This is a genomic window from Novosphingobium rosa NBRC 15208 (genome assembly GCF_001598555.1).
GTDB lineage: Bacteria > Pseudomonadota > Alphaproteobacteria > Sphingomonadales > Sphingomonadaceae > Novosphingobium > Novosphingobium rosa.
In genome coordinates, this window is the sequence record NZ_BCZE01000005.1 from 16,063 (window position 1) to 31,466 (window position 15,404).

15 protein-coding genes and 2 riboswitches are annotated in these 15,404 nt (G+C 64.8%); of the genes, 7 read left to right on the forward strand and 8 right to left on the reverse strand.

Going from position 1 to position 15,404, the window contains the following annotated elements; genetic code table 11:
* Positions 1–148: 148 nt before the first annotated feature.
* From SR3_RS02100 to SR3_RS02125, 6 genes are all read left to right on the forward strand, one after another.
* Positions 149–703, forward strand: coding sequence for a F0F1 ATP synthase subunit delta (locus tag SR3_RS02100; protein WP_068080172.1), 555 nt, complete (start codon positions 149–151; stop codon positions 701–703).
* Between the two features lie 78 nt (positions 704–781).
* On the forward strand, positions 782–2,311 hold the full coding sequence (gene atpA, locus SR3_RS02105; protein WP_068080174.1) for a F0F1 ATP synthase subunit alpha: 1,530 nt from the start codon (positions 782–784) through the stop codon (positions 2,309–2,311).
* 24 nt (positions 2,312–2,335) lie between these two features.
* Positions 2,336–3,211: a F0F1 ATP synthase subunit gamma gene (locus SR3_RS02110; RefSeq protein WP_068080176.1), complete on the forward strand. Its 876-nt coding sequence runs from the start codon at positions 2,336–2,338 to the stop codon at positions 3,209–3,211.
* A gap of 24 nt (positions 3,212–3,235) precedes the next feature.
* Positions 3,236–4,681, forward strand: coding sequence for a F0F1 ATP synthase subunit beta (gene atpD, locus SR3_RS02115; protein ID WP_068080178.1), 1,446 nt, complete (start codon positions 3,236–3,238; stop codon positions 4,679–4,681).
* A gap of 3 nt (positions 4,682–4,684) precedes the next feature.
* A complete protein-coding gene (locus tag SR3_RS02120; protein WP_068080180.1) occupies positions 4,685–4,942 on the forward strand; it encodes an ATP synthase F1 subunit epsilon in 258 nt (85 codons plus the stop codon).
* Between the two features lie 440 nt (positions 4,943–5,382).
* Positions 5,383–6,930 carry a CpaF family protein gene (locus SR3_RS02125; protein ID WP_068080182.1) on the forward strand — a complete coding sequence of 516 codons (1,548 nt, stop codon included), beginning with the start codon at positions 5,383–5,385 and terminating at the stop codon, positions 6,928–6,930.
* Between the two features lie 265 nt (positions 6,931–7,195).
* Here the strand turns inward: SR3_RS02125 and SR3_RS02130 are convergent, their stop codons facing one another.
* Entirely contained in the window at positions 7,196–7,402 is a 207-nt protein-coding gene (locus SR3_RS02130; RefSeq protein WP_068080184.1) for a hypothetical protein, read from the reverse strand.
* Positions 7,403–7,446: 44 nt separating this feature from the next.
* On the opposite strand from SR3_RS02130, the gene SR3_RS02135 reads away from it, so the two are divergent.
* Complete coding sequence (locus tag SR3_RS02135) at positions 7,447–8,340, forward strand: DMT family transporter (RefSeq protein ID WP_068080187.1); 894 nt, start codon at positions 7,447–7,449, stop codon at positions 8,338–8,340.
* Here SR3_RS02135 and SR3_RS02140 read toward each other — a convergent pair.
* The 7 genes from SR3_RS02140 to SR3_RS02170 all read right to left on the reverse strand — a co-directional run bounded on the left by SR3_RS02140 (position 8,324) and on the right by SR3_RS02170 (position 15,391).
* A complete protein-coding gene (locus tag SR3_RS02140; protein WP_068080189.1) occupies positions 8,324–8,818 on the reverse strand; it encodes a CcdC protein domain-containing protein in 495 nt (164 codons plus the stop codon). The two genes, SR3_RS02135 and SR3_RS02140, sit on opposite strands and share 17 nt — an antisense overlap.
* A 148-nt stretch (positions 8,819–8,966) precedes the next feature.
* Positions 8,967–10,532, reverse strand: a complete 1,566-nt coding sequence (gene gcvPB / locus SR3_RS02145) for an aminomethyl-transferring glycine dehydrogenase subunit GcvPB (protein ID WP_068080191.1) — start codon at positions 10,530–10,532, stop codon at positions 8,967–8,969.
* A 1-nt stretch (position 10,533) separates the two neighbouring features.
* Positions 10,534–11,901 carry an aminomethyl-transferring glycine dehydrogenase subunit GcvPA gene (gcvPA, locus tag SR3_RS02150; protein ID WP_068080193.1) on the reverse strand — a complete coding sequence of 456 codons (1,368 nt, stop codon included), beginning with the start codon at positions 11,899–11,901 and terminating at the stop codon, positions 10,534–10,536.
* A 7-nt stretch (positions 11,902–11,908) separates the two neighbouring features.
* Positions 11,909–12,280: a glycine cleavage system protein GcvH gene (gene gcvH, locus SR3_RS02155; protein WP_068080195.1), complete on the reverse strand. Its 372-nt coding sequence runs from the start codon at positions 12,278–12,280 to the stop codon at positions 11,909–11,911.
* Positions 12,277–13,473, reverse strand: a complete 1,197-nt coding sequence (gene gcvT / locus SR3_RS02160) for a glycine cleavage system aminomethyltransferase GcvT (RefSeq protein WP_084454846.1) — start codon at positions 13,471–13,473, stop codon at positions 12,277–12,279. Before gcvT ends, gcvH begins: the two co-directional genes overlap by 4 nt.
* A 33-nt stretch (positions 13,474–13,506) precedes the next feature.
* Positions 13,507–13,632: riboswitch (glycine riboswitch) on the reverse strand.
* A riboswitch (glycine riboswitch) is annotated at positions 13,633–13,743 on the reverse strand.
* 109 nt (positions 13,744–13,852) lie between these two features.
* Complete coding sequence (locus SR3_RS02165; protein WP_174549120.1) at positions 13,853–15,034, reverse strand: deoxyguanosinetriphosphate triphosphohydrolase; 1,182 nt, start codon at positions 15,032–15,034, stop codon at positions 13,853–13,855.
* Between the two features lie 24 nt (positions 15,035–15,058).
* Positions 15,059–15,391, reverse strand: coding sequence for a hypothetical protein (locus SR3_RS02170; protein ID WP_068080197.1), 333 nt, complete (start codon positions 15,389–15,391; stop codon positions 15,059–15,061).
* Positions 15,392–15,404 lie beyond the last annotated feature (13 nt).

A 15,404-nucleotide genomic window follows, 5' to 3' on the forward strand; every position in this document is an offset into this window, starting at 1 on the left:
TTTTGACACGTCAGGGCTCAAGGCGACCCCCCAGCGGCTTGCATAGCGCGATAATGCCCGCTATGCGCCCGACCATCTGAACGGGGGTCGGGCATCGGGGTCCGGTTTTCTGTGCGTTCAGATTCCGAATTAAAGGGGACCGACGCGCGTGGAGAATTCCGCCGGCATCACCGCCAGCCTGCAAGGCCGCTACGCCTCGGCATTGTTCGATCTGGCCCAGGAGACGGGCGTTGTTTCGCCTGTCGAGGCCGATCTTGAGAAACTGGGCGCGGCGCTTGCCGCCTCCGACGATCTGTCCAACCTGATTCGCAACCCGCTGGTCAGCCGCGATGCCGCCGGCAAGGCGCTGAGCAGCGTGGCGGGCGTGCTGGGTCTGGGCGATGTCACCGCCAAGTTCCTGGGCGTGCTGGCCGCCAATGGCCGCCTCTCGGCGCTGCCGCAGGTGATCGCCGCTTACGCCTCGATCGCCGCCGCCGCGCGCGGCGAGGTCACGGCGCAGGTCACCAGCGCTCACCCGCTGACCGACGATCAGCTCTCCGCGCTTTCGGCCAAGCTGGCCGCACGCGAAGGCAAGACCGTCAAGATCAAGGCCGATGTCGATCCGGAGCTGCTTGGCGGCCTGGTGGTGCGCATCGGCAGCCAGCAGATCGACAGCTCGATCCGCACCCGTCTCAATTCTCTCGCTCAGGCGATGAAGGGCTAATCTCCTTCTTTCGGCTAAGCGACGAAGGGCAACCCTAACTGTAGGGCCCTTCCCCAAGACTTCGATGAAAGGCTGAACATGGATATCCGCGCCGCAGAAATCTCGAAGGTCATCAAGGACCAGATCGCCAATTTCGGCACCGAGGCCCAGGTCTCGGAAGTGGGCAGCGTGCTGTCGGTGGGTGACGGCATCGCCCGCATCCACGGTCTGGACCAGGTCCAGGCCGGTGAGATGGTGCAGTTCGCCAATGGCGTGCAGGGCATGGCCCTCAACCTCGAGGCCGACAATGTCGGCGTCGTGATCTTCGGTTCGGACAGCGAGATCCGCGAAGGCGACACCGTGCGCCGCACCGGCACCATCGTGGACGTGCCGACCGGCAAGGGCCTGCTGGGCCGCGTGGTCGACGCGCTGGGCAACCCGATCGACGGCAAGGGCCCGATCGAATACACCGAGCGCCGCCGCGTCGAGCTGAAGGCTCCGGGCATCATCCCCCGCAAGTCGGTGCACGAGCCCGTGCAGACCGGCCTGAAGGCCATCGACGCCCTGGTGCCGATCGGCCGTGGCCAGCGTGAGCTGATCATCGGCGATCGCCAGACCGGCAAGACCGCCGTCGCCATCGACACCTTCATCAACCAGAAGGCCGCCAATGCGGGCGACGATGAAGGCAAGAAGCTGTACTGCATCTATGTCGCCGTCGGCCAGAAGCGCTCGACCGTGGCGCAGATCGTGCGTCAGCTCGAAGAGAACGGCGCGATGGAATATTCCATCGTCGTGGCCGCCACCGCTTCGGAGCCCGCTCCGCTGCAGTATCTGGCCCCCTACACCGGCTGCGCCATGGGCGAGTTCTTCCGCGACAACGGCATGCATGCCGTGATCGTGTATGACGATCTGTCCAAGCAGGCCGTGGCCTATCGCCAGATGTCGCTGCTGCTGCGTCGTCCCCCGGGCCGCGAAGCCTATCCCGGCGACGTGTTCTACCTGCACAGCCGCCTGCTGGAGCGCGCCGCCAAGCTGAACGACGACTTCGGCAATGGTTCGATGACCGCCCTGCCGATCATCGAAACCCAGGCCGGCGACGTCTCGGCCTACATTCCGACCAACGTGATCTCGATCACCGACGGCCAGATCTTCCTTGAAACCGGCCTGTTCTACCAGGGCATCCGTCCGGCCATCAACGTGGGTCTGTCGGTGTCGCGCGTGGGTTCGTCGGCTCAGACCAAGGCGATGAAGAAGGTGTCGGGCTCGATCAAGCTCGAGCTGGCCCAGTATCGCGAAATGGCTGCCTTCGCGCAGTTCGGTTCGGATCTGGACGCCTCGACCCAGAAGCTGCTGAATCGCGGCGCCCGTCTGACCGAGCTGCTGAAGCAGGCCCAGTTCTCGCCCCTCGGCTTCGAGGAGCAGACCGCGGTGATCTTCGCGGGCACCAACGGCTACCTCGACAGCATCCCTGTCAAGCAGGTGACCGAGTATGAGGCCGAGATGCTCAGCTTCCTGCATCAGAACCATGCCGATGTCCTCAAGCTGATCCGCGACACCAAGGATCTGGGCGATGAGGCCAAGAGCAAGCTGAAGGCCGCGCTCGACACCTTCGCCAAGCAGTTCGCCTGAACCTTACCGGGAGGGTAATTGGCGATGGCCAGTCTTAAAGAACTCAAGCTTCGTATCAACTCGGTCAAGTCGACCCAGAAGATCACCAAGGCCAAGCAGATGGTCGCGGCGGCAAAACTGCGCAAGGCGCAGGCCGCTGCCGAGGCCGCGCGCCCCTATGCCCAGCGTCTGGCGCAGGTGATGGGCTCGCTCGCGAGCCGGATCACGGTCAGCGAGAACAGCCCGAAGCTGCTCGCCGGCACCGGCAAGTCGCAGGTGCATCTGCTGGTCGTGGCCAATTCGGATCGCGGCCTGTGCGGCGCCTTCAACTCGAACATCCTGAAGGCTGCCCGCGCCAAGGCGCAGACCCTTCAGGCCGAGGGCAAGACCGTGCTGTTCTACCTCATCGGCCGCAAGGGCCGTGCGGTGGTGCGCCGGGAATTCCCCAAGGCGGTTGAGGCCGAATTCGACACCACCTCGGTGCGCGAACCCGGCTTCGCCGAGGCCGAGGCGATCGCCAAGGAACTGGTTGCCCTCTATGAGGCCGGCAAGTTCGACGTGGCGCATCTGTTCTATTCCAAGTTCCGCAGCGCCCTGCTGCAGGAGCCGACGACGCAGCAGATCATCCCCGTGCCCGCCCCCAAGGTGGCTGCGGAGACCAGCGGCGCCGTGGTGGAATATGAGCCCGATGAGGAAGAGATCCTCGCCGCGCTGCTGCCGCGCTACCTGCGCACCCAGCTCTTCGGCGCCCTGCTGGAGAATGCCGCCAGCGAACAGGGCGCCTCGATGACCGCCATGGACAATGCCACGCGCAATGCCGGCGATCTCATCAACAAGCTGACCGTTCAGTACAACCGCAGCCGTCAGGCCGCGATCACCACTGAACTTATCGAAATCATCGCGGGCGCCGAAGCGCTCTGATCGACGACCAAAAGGAATAACCCTATGGCCACCGTGCTCACCTCCACTGGCAAGATCAGCCAGGTCATCGGCGCCGTCGTCGACGTTTCGTTCGACGGCGAACTGCCCGCCATTCTCACCGCGCTGGAAACCACCAACAACGGCAACCGTCTGGTTCTCGAAGTGGCCCAGCATCTGGGTGAGAACACCGTCCGCACCATCGCCATGGACTCGACCGACGGTCTGACCCGTGGTCAGCCGGTCTCCAGCACCGGCGCGCAGATCTCGGTCCCCGTGGGCCCGCAGACGCTGGGCCGCATCCTCAACGTCATCGGCGAGCCGATCGACGAGCGTGGGCCCGTGAACGCGACCCAGTTCGCCCCGATCCACGCCGAAGCCCCGCCCTTCATCGAGCAGTCGACCGAAGCGGCCATTCTGGTCACCGGCATCAAGGTCATCGACCTGCTGGCCCCCTACGCCAAGGGCGGCAAGATCGGCCTGTTCGGCGGCGCCGGCGTGGGCAAGACCGTGCTCATTCAGGAACTGATCAACAACATCGCCAAGGGCCACGGCGGCGTCTCGGTCTTCGCCGGCGTGGGTGAGCGTACCCGCGAGGGCAACGACCTGTACCACGAATTCCTCGACGCCGGCGTTATCGCCAAGGACGCCGACGGCAACCCGACCCCCGATGGTTCGAAGGTTGCTCTGGTGTTCGGCCAGATGAACGAGCCGCCGGGCGCCCGCGCGCGCGTCGCTCTGTCGGGCCTGACCATGGCCGAGTACTTCCGCGACCAGGAAAACCAGGACGTGCTGTTCTTCGTGGACAACATCTTCCGCTTCACCCAGGCCGGTTCGGAAGTGTCGGCTCTGCTGGGCCGTATTCCTTCGGCCGTGGGCTATCAGCCCACCCTGTCGACCGACATGGGCGCCCTGCAGGAGCGCATCACCTCCACCACCAAGGGTTCGATCACCTCGGTGCAGGCGATCTACGTTCCCGCGGACGATCTTACCGATCCGGCCCCGGCTGCCTCGTTCGCCCACTTGGACGCAACGACCACGCTGAACCGCGCCATCTCCGAGCTGGGCATCTACCCCGCCGTGGATCCGCTGGACTCGACCTCGCGCGTGCTGTCGCCCGCCGTTGTCGGCCAGGAGCACTACGAGACCGCCCGCCGCGTTCAGGAAACGCTGCAGAAGTACAAGTCGCTTCAGGACATCATCGCGATCCTGGGCATGGACGAGCTCTCGGAAGAAGATAAGCTCACCGTCGCCCGCGCCCGCAAGATCCAGAAGTTCCTGTCGCAGCCCTTCCACGTGGCCGAAGTCTTCACCGGCATCAGCGGCAAGTTCGTGCAGATCGAGGACACCGTCCGCTCGTTCAAGGCTGTGGTCGATGGCGAATATGACCATCTGCCCGAGAACGCCTTCTACATGGTCGGCGGCATCGACGAAGCCGTGGAAAAGGGCAAGAAGCTGGCTGCGGAGGCCTGATCCATGGCACTGCATTTCGAGCTCGTCACGCCTGCGCGTCTGGTCCGGTCCGAGAGCGTCCACATGGTGGTCGTTCCCGGCACGGAAGGCGAGTTCGGCGTGCTTGAAGGCCACGCGCCCTTCATGTCCACCGTGCGCGACGGCGTGCTGAAGGTGTATCGTTCGGAGAACGGCACGCCGGAAGACATCATCGTCTCGGGCGGCTTCGCCGAGGTGAGCGCCAGCGGCCTCACCGTGCTGGCGGAGCATGTCGAGGGCTGATTTTCTGGCCCTTCCGTGATTTGAAAGACCGGGTGGCGGGGTTCCGTTGCCCGGTTTTTCTTTGTTCAAGGGGTTTGGAAGTGAAAATGCGAGGGCCATCGCCCTCGCGCTCCCGGGTTTGTCTACGTTGCGCATCGGGTTCGGCCCTGCGCCCGGATTGCCGCGCCGCAGGCTTTAACGTGCTTGCCTGCGGCGCTTTATGTCGCGCAGGTGGAGAGGTTAAGCCCAGCGATCGGGGGCCACTACCCCATCGCCGGGAGACGTAAAGGGAACGCGAGGGCGATGGCCCTCGCTTTTCCTTTTTCCTCCTACCTTCCCCGTAATCCCCCTCACCCGTGCTTACTCATTAGCAAATCCTCAAAGTTTCCATCTTATTCACCAAGCATCATACGCCACACCCAGCTGGGCTGTGGCCGGTACGTGATCAGGGATCGAGACTTATGAGCGCATTCGGGCGACGCAACGGCCCCACCAGCTTCGGGCAAGGCGCGCGGCCGCAATTCGGCGTGGCGCGGCCCATGCAGGGTGGTGCGGCTCCGGCGGCACAGCCTCAGCAGCCGCCTGCGAATGGGCAGCAGTTCCCGCCGCTGCCGGCCGAATCGGCTGCCCCGGCGCCTGCTCCGGCTCCCGCGCCATCCGCGCCTCAACCGCTGCGCAGCGAGGCCATGGCGCGCCTCGACGAGCGCATGAACACCACGGTCGAGAACACGCACAAGGCCGAGGGTTTCGAGGCCAGCGTCCACAAGATCAAGGAAGAGGTGCTGCCGCGCCTGCTGGAGCGTGTGGACCCCGAAGCCGCCGCCACCCTGACCAAGGACGAGTTGGCCGAGGAATTCCGCCCCATCATCATGGAGGTGCTGGCCGAGCTGAAGATCACGCTCAACCGGCGCGAGCAGTTCGCGCTGGAAAAGGTGCTGATTGACGAGTTGCTCGGCTTCGGCCCGCTGGAAGAGCTGCTGGGCGATCCCGACGTGTCCGATATCATGGTCAACGGGCCGGATCAGACCTACATCGAAAAGAAGGGCAAGCTGACCCTTTCGACTATCCGCTTCCGCGATGAGCAGCATCTGTTCCAGATCGCGCAGCGCATCGTGAATCAGGTCGGCCGCCGCGTCGACCAGACCACGCCGCTGGCCGATGCCCGCCTGAAGGACGGCAGCCGCGTCAACGTGATCGTGCCGCCGCTCTCGCTGCGCGGGACGGCGATCTCGATTCGTAAGTTTTCCGAAAAGCCGATCACGCTCGACATGCTGCGCGATTTCGGCTCGATGTCCGACCCGATGTGTACCGCACTGAAAATCGCGGGCGCCTGCCGTATGAACATCGTCATCTCGGGCGGTACGGGTTCGGGTAAAACGACGATGCTCAACGCCCTGTCGAAGATGATCGACCCGGGCGAGCGTGTGCTGACCATCGAGGACGCCGCCGAACTTCGTCTGCAGCAGCCGCACTGGCTGCCGCTGGAAACGCGCCCGCCAAACCTCGAAGGCCAGGGCGCCATCACCATCGGCGACCTTGTGAAGAACGCCCTGCGTATGCGCCCCGACCGCATCATCCTGGGCGAAATTCGCGGCGCGGAGTGCTTCGACCTGCTCGCCGCCATGAACACCGGCCACGATGGCTCGATGTGTACGCTCCACGCTAACAGCCCGCGCGAGTGCCTGGGCCGTATGGAAAACATGATCCTGATGGGCGACATCAAGATCCCCAAGGAAGCCATCAGCCGCCAGATCGCTGAGTCGGTGGACATCATCGTGCAGGTCAAGCGCCTGCGCGACGGCAGCCGCCGCACCACCAACATCACCGAGGTGATCGGGATGGAAGGCGATGTGATCGTGACTCAGGAGCTGTTCAAGTTCGAATATCTCGACGAGAGCGAGGACGGCAAGATCATCGGCGAGTTCCGCCCTTCCGGCCTGCGGCCTTACACGCTTGAAAAGGCGCGGCAGTTCGGGTTCGATCAGGCTTATCTGGAAGCCTGTTTGTAAGAAGGATTGAAGCAGGGGGCCATCGCCCCCTGCACCCCCGTTACGTCTTCCGGCGAAACGGCAACAGTTCCCGATCCTTGCGCCCGAACTATCCACCTGCACAAGCCGAGCGCCGCAGGCAGGTCATCTGCCAACGACAGGCTGCGCCAACAATCTAAAAGCCTGCGGCGCAGCAAACTGAGCGCCTTGGCCGAACCCTAAGCGCAAGGTAGACATTCATGGGAGCGCGAGGGGGTAACCCCCTCGCATATCTCTTCTAAACCCCTTAAGAAACCATCCAGAACTTCACCGCCCCAGCTGCGGCTAGCACCCCCACCATCGTCGCCCAGAACGACACCCCGCGCCACGGCACCCAGCCCACGGCGTCCGGGTCGGCGCGGCGCATCCGTCGCCGGTCTGCCAGCCAGCCCGTCACGGCCAGCAGGGCCGCAAGACCCGCGACCCATGCGCATTTCGCAAAGTCCAATTCCATCGCTCGCTCTTGCCTCAACGACGCTTGCGGGTAAACGCAAACTCATGCCTGTTCATCAACGTCCCTTTCTGGCGCTGGGCCTGCGGCTTGCCGCAGCCTTGGCGATGTCCAGCCTGTATATGCTGGTCAAGCTGGTGCATCAGATGGGCGTGTCCTTGCCGGAGATCATGTTCTGGCGGCAGGCGGGGGCCTTGCCTTTGCTCGCGCTGTGGGTCGCGCTGCGGGGACAGTGGTGGCAGCTGAAAACCACCCGCCTCAAGAGCCATGGCACACGCTCGCTGATGGGGATGGTGGGCATGCTGGCCAATTTCGGCGCGACGATCCTGCTGCCGCTGGCGGTGGCGACCATTCTGGGCTTCACCACGCCAATGTTCGCGGTGGTGCTTTCAGCGCTGTTTCTGAAGGAAAAGCCCGGGCGCTGGCGCTGGCTGGCGGTGGCTCTTGGCTTTGCGGGCGTGCTGGTGATCGCGCGGCCCGGCGCCATGCCCATTTCTCCGATTGGGGCCCTGGTGGGGCTGTGCTCGGGCTTTATGGTCGCGGTGGTGTCGATCCAGCTGCGCGATATGGGCCGCACGGAGACGCCACTCTCGGTGGTGTTCTATTTCTCGCTGGCGGGCACGCTGCTGATGCTGCCCACCCTGCCCTTCACCATGACGCATCACACGCCGCTGCAATGGGCGATGATCCTGGCGATGGGCAGCATCGGCACGCTGGCGCAACTGCTGCTGACGGCGGCCCTGCGCTATGGGCCGGTCTCGACCGTGGTGGTGATGGACTATTCCTCGCTGATCTGGACAACGCTTTATGGCTGGCTGGTCTTCCACCAGATGCCACCGGCCAGCACATGGCTGGGCGCGCCTCTGGTGGTGGCCGCCGGGCTGGTGATCGTCTGGCGAGAGCGGGTTCGCGCCCGCGCTGCCGTTATGCCGCCAGAATAGAGCGTGCCCGCAGATACAATTCACCGCGGAAGGTGCAGATGCTGCCCACCGCAAAGCCGATCAGCGCATCGCTGGCCAGAGCTAGCCATGCGGCATGGGCCGCGCCCGCCTCGATCATTTCATAGCGGGCGAACTGGCGCAGCACGATCACGCCGATCAGCAGCATCATCGCCGCTGCAGACTGGCGGATAAACAGCGCGCCCGTGACCGGATCGCGACCGATATGGGTGAATTTCGCGCGCTGCCAGCCCAGCGGCACGCCCAGCACCATCCCTCCGGCCAGAGCGGCCCAGCCCAGAGGCTCGGGCGGGCGAGTCACCAGCAGAGCGGTGATCCCCACCAGAGCGATCACCGGCAGGATCAGCGACAGAGCCGGGCGGAAGGGGCGCTCCCGCCCGATCTGGCGGCTGCGCAGCGCCAGAACCACCACGATCACCGCAATGGGAATCCATTGGCTGTAAGGATTGGCGCTTTGCATAAATGGATCCCCTGTGACTGTGTTATAATGATAACACGGAGACAGGGGATGCCAAGAAGAAAGAGAGAGAGAGAGAAGCGAGGGGCTTACCCCCTCGCGCTCCCGTTATTGTCTACGTCGCGCCAGCCTCTCGGCGTGGCGCACGCATTCAGGCCTTGTCGCCCTTCCACACCAGCACGGGCTTGCGCGCGGCCAGCGTTTCGTCGAGGCGGCGGCGCGGGGTGAAGTGCGGCGCAGTCTTCAGGCGTTCGTCACCCGCGCGGGCCCGCTCCGCCAGCGAGCGCATCGAGGCGATGAAGCGGTCAAGGCCAGCGCGGCTTTCCGTCTCGGTCGGCTCGATCAGCATCGCGCCATGCACCACCAGCGGGAAATAGACCGTCATCGGGTGGAAACCCTCGTCGATCAGGCCCTTGGCGATGTCCAGCGTCGAGAAACCGGCGGCAAGACCGGCATCGCTGAACAGCGCTTCGTGCATGCAGGGGCCCGCCTTGGCGAAGGGCGCCTCCAGCACGTCTTCCAGCGCACGCAGGATGTAATTGGCGTTCAGCACGGCGTCTTCCGACACCTGACGCAGGCCATCGTTGCCATGCGAGAGGATGTAGGTCAGCGCACGGGTGAACATGCCCATCTGGCCATGGAAGGCGGCCATGCGGCCAAAGCTCTGCGCATGGCCGGTCGAGGCGATTTCTTCCTCTTCCACCAGATGCACGCGGCCATCGGCCTCGCGCTGCACGAAGGGCAAGGGCGCGAAGGGCGCCAGCGCTTCCGACAGCACCACCGGACCCGAACCGGGACCGCCACCGCCATGCGGGGTGGAGAAGGTCTTGTGCAGGTTGATGTGCATGGCGTCCACGCCCAGATCGCCCGGGCGCACCTTGCCGACGATGGCATTGAAATTCGCGCCATCGCAATAGACGTAACCGCCCGAGGCATGCACCGCGTCGGAGATCTTTTTCAGATCCCGCTCGAACAGGCCGCAGGTGTTGGGGTTGGTGATCATCACGCCAGCCACATCGGGGCCGAGGCGGCTGATGAGAGCCTCCATATCCACGCGGCCATCCTCGGTCGCGGGGATGCTCTCCACGCGGAAACCGGCGAAGGCGGCGGTGGCGGGGTTGGTGCCATGCGCGCTTTCGGGGACCAGCACGATGTGGCGCTTTTCACCCTTGGCCTCGATCGCGGCGCGGATGCAGAGCAGACCGCACAGCTCGCCATGGGCACCGGCCTTGGGCGACAGGGCCACGGCGGCCATGCCGGTCAGGCCGATCAGCCAGTCCGACAGTTCGGCGATGGCTTCAAAGGCGCCAGCGACCGTGTGCTTGGGCTGCAGCGGGTGAATGTCCGCAAAGCCGGGCATCCGCGCGACCTTCTCATTGAGGCGCGGATTGTGCTTCATGGTGCACGAACCCAGCGGGAACGGCCCCAGATCGATAGCATAGTTCTGGCGCGACAGGCGGGTGTAGTGGCGCACCACCTCCGGCTCGGTCAGGCCCGGCAGAGCGGCGGGCGCCTTGCGCAGGAACTTCAACAGACCAGCGACCGGGCCACGCTTGGGCGCATCGATGTCCACGCCGGTCTGGCCCGCGCGGTTGAGTTCAAAGATCAGGGGCTCTTCAAGCTGAAGACCCTTGTCACCGCTGACGGTCATGGGCTGCACGGAGCCATCATCGGCCACCATTTCAGGCTTCCAGCCCGATGCATTCGGAGCGTTCATCTCAGGCCCCCTTCTTCAGAACGTCGGCCAGCGTGAGGGCCAGCGTTTCAATGTCGTCATCGGTGGTGCATTCGGTCGCGGTCACCAGCAGGCCGGCATGCAGCGCCTTGTCCTGCGGATAGAGGCGGCCCAAAGCGACACCGCCCAGCACGCCCTTGTCGGCCAGCGAGCGCACGGCTTCGCGCGCGTCGGCAGGCAGAACCACGGTGAACTCGTTCACGAAGGCATCGTTCAGCACCGTCACGCCCGGAATCTGGGCCAGACGTTCCGCCGTCTGACGCGCACGGTCATGGTTGACCGCCGCCAGTTGGCTGAGGCCCTCGCCGCCCAGCAGGCTCATATGGATGCTGAAGGCCAGCGCGCAAAGACCCGCATTGGTGCAGATGTTGCTGGTGGCCTTCTCGCGGCGGATATGCTGCTCACGCGTGGAGAGCGTCAGCACGAAACCGCGCTTGCCCTCGGCGTCGACGGTTTCACCGCAGAGGCGACCCGGCATCTGGCGCAGGAACTTCTCCGAAGCACCGAACAGACCCAGATAAGGCCCGCCGAAGTTGAGGCCGACGCCCAGCGACTGCCCCTCGCCCACGACGATGTCCGCGCCCAGATGGCCCGGCGCCTCGATCAGGCCCAGTGCGACCGGCTCGGTGACGACCACCACCAGCAGCGCGCCCTTGGCATGGGCGGCCTCGGCAATCGCGGCCAGATCGGGGATGCGGCCCAGAATATCGGGATACTGCACCACAACGGCACCGGTCTGGTCGTCGATGGCGGCGATCACCTCGGCATCGTCGGGCTGGGCCGAAAGCACGGGCGAGCGCGCCTCGATCACATCGCCGGTGAACTTGGCCATGGTTTCGGCCGTGCCCACGTAATGCGGGTGCAGACCGCCCGAGAGCACCGCCTTCTTGCGGCGCGTGACGCGGCCCGCCATGGCGATGGCCTCCCAGCATGCGGTCGAGCCGTCATACATGGAAGCATTGGCCACATCGGTGCCAAACAGGCGCGCGACCTGCGTCTGGAACTCGAAGAGCACCTGCAGCGTGCCCTGCGCGATTTCCGGCTGATAGGGCGTGTAGGCGGTCAGGAACTCGCCGCGCTGGATCAGATGGTCGACGCTGGCCGGGATATGGTGCTTGTAAGCCCCTGCCCCCAGGAAGAAAGGCGCCGCGCCCGCCGACAGGTTCTTGCCCGCCAGACGCGCCATATGGCGCTCCACCGCCATTTCGCTGGCGTGCGGGGCAAGGCCTTCAACGGGGCCGGAGAGCAGCGCATCGGCGGGCACATCGGCGAAGAGATCGTCGATGGTGCCGGCGCCGACGGCCGCGAGCATGGCGGTGCGATCCGCCGGGGTCAGGGGAAGGTAACGCATCGTGAGATCAGAGCTCCGCGATATAGGCCTTGTAGGCGGCTTCATCGAGCAGGGTGCCCAGAGCAGCCGCATCGGTCAGGGTCAGCTTGAAGAGCCAGCCGTCGGTTTCGGCGGCGGTGTTGACCAGCTCGGGCTCGGCGTCGAGGGCAGCATTGCCCTCAACGATGGTGCCGGCGACAGGCGCGTAGACATCGCTGGCGGCCTTCACCGATTCCACCACGGCGACAGCTTCACCCGCCGTAACGGCGCGGCCCGCGTCGGGCAGTTCGACAAAGGTGATATCGCCCAGCGATTCCTGAGCGAAATCGGTGATGCCGACGGTGGCGGTGTCACCATCGACCTGAATCCACTCGTGTTCCTTGGTGAAATAGCGAGTCATTTGGCGGCTCCCTTGCGATAGTAACGGGTGGGTTGGAAAGGCATGGGCACGACGGTGGCGGGCAGCTTCTTGCCGCGCACGTCGATGGAAAGAGCGGTGCCCTGCGCGGTATGCGCGGCATCGACATAGGCCATGGCGATGGGATGGCCCAGGCTGGGCGCGAAACCGCCCGAGCAGACCGTGCCGACCTTGACGTCACCGGCATAGACTTCGGCGCCTTCGCGGGCGGCCTGGCGGCCTTCCAGCTTCAGGCCGATGCGCAGCGTGGCGGGGCCTTCGGCCAGCACCTTGAGCACATGATCGCTGCCCATAAAGCCGCCCTGTTCGCGGCGGCGCTTGGAGAGCGCAAAGGTCAGGTTGGCGCTGACAGGATCGGTCTCGGGCGACAGATCATGGCCGTAGAGCGGCAGACCAGCTTCCAGACGCAGGCTGTCACGCGCGCCAAGGCCGATGGGCTTCACATCGTCGTGGGCGGCCAGAGCGGTGGCGAACTCGACGATGCCCTCGTAAGGCACGCTGATTTCATAGCCATCTTCACCGCTGTAGCCCGAGCGGCTGACGCCCAGCTCGATGCCGTTCCACTCATAGGGCCCGGCCTGCATGAAGGAGAGTTCCTCCACCGGCACGATATCGGCCAGCGCGGGCTTGAGGCCCAGCGAGGCCAGAGCAGCGGCGGCCTTGGGGCCCTGCAGGGCCAGCAGGCCATGCTCGTCGCGATGCGTGAGGGTGATGTCGTCGGGCAGGTTTTCGCGCAGATGGGCGATATCGTCCCACTTGGTCGCGCCGTTCACCACCACAAAGAAGCCGTTCTTCCAGCGGGTGACCATCAGGTCATCGAGAATGCCGCCGTTTTCATCGAGCAGCAGCGAATAGCGGATGCGGCCGATCTTCAGGATCGAGAGGTCGGCGGGCAGCAGGGCTTCCAGCGTGGCTTCCACCGCCGACTGATCCTCGCCCTCAACGCTGACCACCAGCTGGCCCATATGGCTGACATCGAACAGGCCAGCGCTCTCACGCGTCCAGAGATGTTCGGCCATGATGCCTTCATACTGCACCGGCATCATGTAACCGGCGAATTCCACCATGCGCGCGCCGCGCTCACGGTGCCAGCCATCCAGCGGCAGGGTCAGGATCGCGGGGATCTCGTCGCCATCGACATCGACGGATTCGTCATGTTGGTTTGAATCGCTCACAACTCGGGCTTCCCTACAGATTGCACCAGATCTGGTGCCCCCTCTGTCACGGAAACCTGAGAGCTTAGCCCAGCGCGTTTGCGACCAACGCACGCCGGATTTACCCCTTCGGCGGCTCTCCCGCCAAAAGGCGAAAGCGCACTTTCCAGAGCGTCACTGTCAATCCACACGGTCCCTTGTGCCTGAGAGATTCCGGGGCGGTTGCTCCTTCGGCGTCTCGCAAACCCACCCTTTCGAGCGAATCGCGAGAAACTCTCCCGCATGGATTAGTGACTGATTGCGCCATTCACTGTTGCGGGTTCTGAGTCAAAGGGCATTTGACGCCTTGTCCACCAAACACGTCGCATCCGTTCTAGACATGCGGCAAATGTCCGCAGGATCAGACGTTGCTGAGCCCTTCTGGCGCGCTGCCGTGGATCTGCGCATAGCGGGCGATGGCGAAGCGGTCGGTCATGCCGGCGATATAGTCGGCGATGTGGCGGCTGCGGTCTGGTTCGGCTTCGGGCATGCGGGAGAGCCAGTCCTCGCCCATCAGCGACGGATCGGCGCGCAGGGCGGCGAACAGGCCCGCCGTCACCAGCTTGGCCTTGCCTGCCGTTTCCAGCTGCTCGGGGTGGTAATAGAGGCGGCTGTACATAAAGCGCTTCAGGCGGCGCTCCTCCTCCGCCATCGCGGGCGAGAAGGCGACGCAGGCTTGTCCAGCATGGCGAACCTGATCGACCGTTTGCAGTCCGGCGATGCGGCGCTGCGTCTCGGCGATCACATCGTTGACCATGATGCCGATCTGGCTGCGCACCAGTTCGCGCAGCTGCCGGTCACGCGGGGCGCCCTGATAGCGCCGCTCCACGGCATACCATTGCTCGGCCACGAAGGGCTGCTCCATCAGCTGGTCCAGCGTGAGGAAACCGGCGCGCAGGCCATCGTCGATATCGTGATTGTCATAGGCGATGTCGTCGGCAATCGCGGCGACCTGCGCCTCAAGGCAGGAACATTCGGCCAGATCGAGCGGGAAGGCCGCATCCAGCTCCTGCAGGGCCCAGCCGGGGCTGCGCACCGGGCCATTGTGTTTGGCCAGGCCCTCCAGCAATTCCCATGTCAGGTTCAGGCCATCATGCCCGCAATAGGGGCTTTCCAGACGCATCAGCGTGCGCAGCGCCTGAGCGTTGTGATCCCAGCCGCCCTGCTCTTTCAGCGCCTCCTGCAACGCATCCTCGCCGCTGTGGCCGAAGGGCGGGTGGCCGATGTCATGCGCGAGGCACAGGGCTTCGGTCAGATCCTCGTCCAGACCCAGCTGGCGGGCGATGACGCGGCCGATCTGCGCCACCTCAAGGCTATGCGTCAGGCGAACGCGGTAATGGTCGCCATCGGGCGCGATAAACACCTGAGTCTTATGGCGCAGGCGGCGGAAGCTGATCGAATGGATGATGCGGTCGCGGTCGCGCTGATACTCGCTGCGCGGACCGCGCGCGATGCCGCCCTCCATGGGGAACTCACGCCCGCGTGAGCGCAGGGGATCGCAAGCCAGCGGAGAGCGGGTGATCTGGGCTTCGGCACTGTCCATGGGATTCCGCCTAGCCCATGCCCCCTATTGCAGCAAGCTTCCCAAGCCCGAGGGCCCAACCTGAGCGACACAGGCCCCGGCCGCCGAAGCCGTCACCTGAATCACCTGCGGATCGTTGATGCGCTGGACAGCCGCGACATAATCCATCGCCGAACGCTTGGGGCCCTGCAGCGCTTCCAGCTTGCGCAATTGCGAGATCGTCAGGTGATCGACCATGCGCTGGGCCATGCATTCGGCCATCGGCTGGGAGAGACCTGCGTGGGTGAGCGCCGCCTGAACCCGGCCACGGGCGATGCCCTCAACGCATCCACCCAGAACCAGCGATGCGCCCAGCACCGCGACAGCAAACCCACGCATGATCTTAATTCCA

Bases quoted from the DNA above. Each gene is read 5' to 3' on its own strand.
- atpA (WP_068080174.1), top strand. From the start codon at position 782: ATGGATATCCGCGCCGCAGAAATCTCGAAGGTCATCAAGGACCAGATC.
- SR3_RS02110 (WP_068080176.1), top strand. From the start codon at position 2,336: ATGGCCAGTCTTAAAGAACTCAAGCTTCGTATCAACTCGGTCAAGTCG.
- atpD (WP_068080178.1), top strand. From the start codon at position 3,236: ATGGCCACCGTGCTCACCTCCACTGGCAAGATCAGCCAGGTCATCGGC.
- SR3_RS02120 (WP_068080180.1), top strand. From the start codon at position 4,685: ATGGCACTGCATTTCGAGCTCGTCACGCCTGCGCGTCTGGTCCGGTCC.
- SR3_RS02125 (WP_068080182.1), top strand. From the start codon at position 5,383: ATGAGCGCATTCGGGCGACGCAACGGCCCCACCAGCTTCGGGCAAGGC.
- SR3_RS02130 (WP_068080184.1), bottom strand. From the start codon at position 7,402: ATGGAATTGGACTTTGCGAAATGCGCATGGGTCGCGGGTCTTGCGGCC.
- SR3_RS02135 (WP_068080187.1), top strand. From the start codon at position 7,447: ATGCCTGTTCATCAACGTCCCTTTCTGGCGCTGGGCCTGCGGCTTGCC.
- SR3_RS02140 (WP_068080189.1), bottom strand. From the start codon at position 8,818: ATGCAAAGCGCCAATCCTTACAGCCAATGGATTCCCATTGCGGTGATC.
- gcvPB (WP_068080191.1), bottom strand. From the start codon at position 10,532: ATGAACGCTCCGAATGCATCGGGCTGGAAGCCTGAAATGGTGGCCGAT.
- gcvPA (WP_068080193.1), bottom strand. From the start codon at position 11,901: ATGCGTTACCTTCCCCTGACCCCGGCGGATCGCACCGCCATGCTCGCG.
- gcvH (WP_068080195.1), bottom strand. From the start codon at position 12,280: ATGACTCGCTATTTCACCAAGGAACACGAGTGGATTCAGGTCGATGGT.
- SR3_RS02165 (WP_174549120.1), bottom strand. From the start codon at position 15,034: ATGGACAGTGCCGAAGCCCAGATCACCCGCTCTCCGCTGGCTTGCGAT.
- SR3_RS02170 (WP_068080197.1), bottom strand. From the start codon at position 15,391: ATGCGTGGGTTTGCTGTCGCGGTGCTGGGCGCATCGCTGGTTCTGGGT.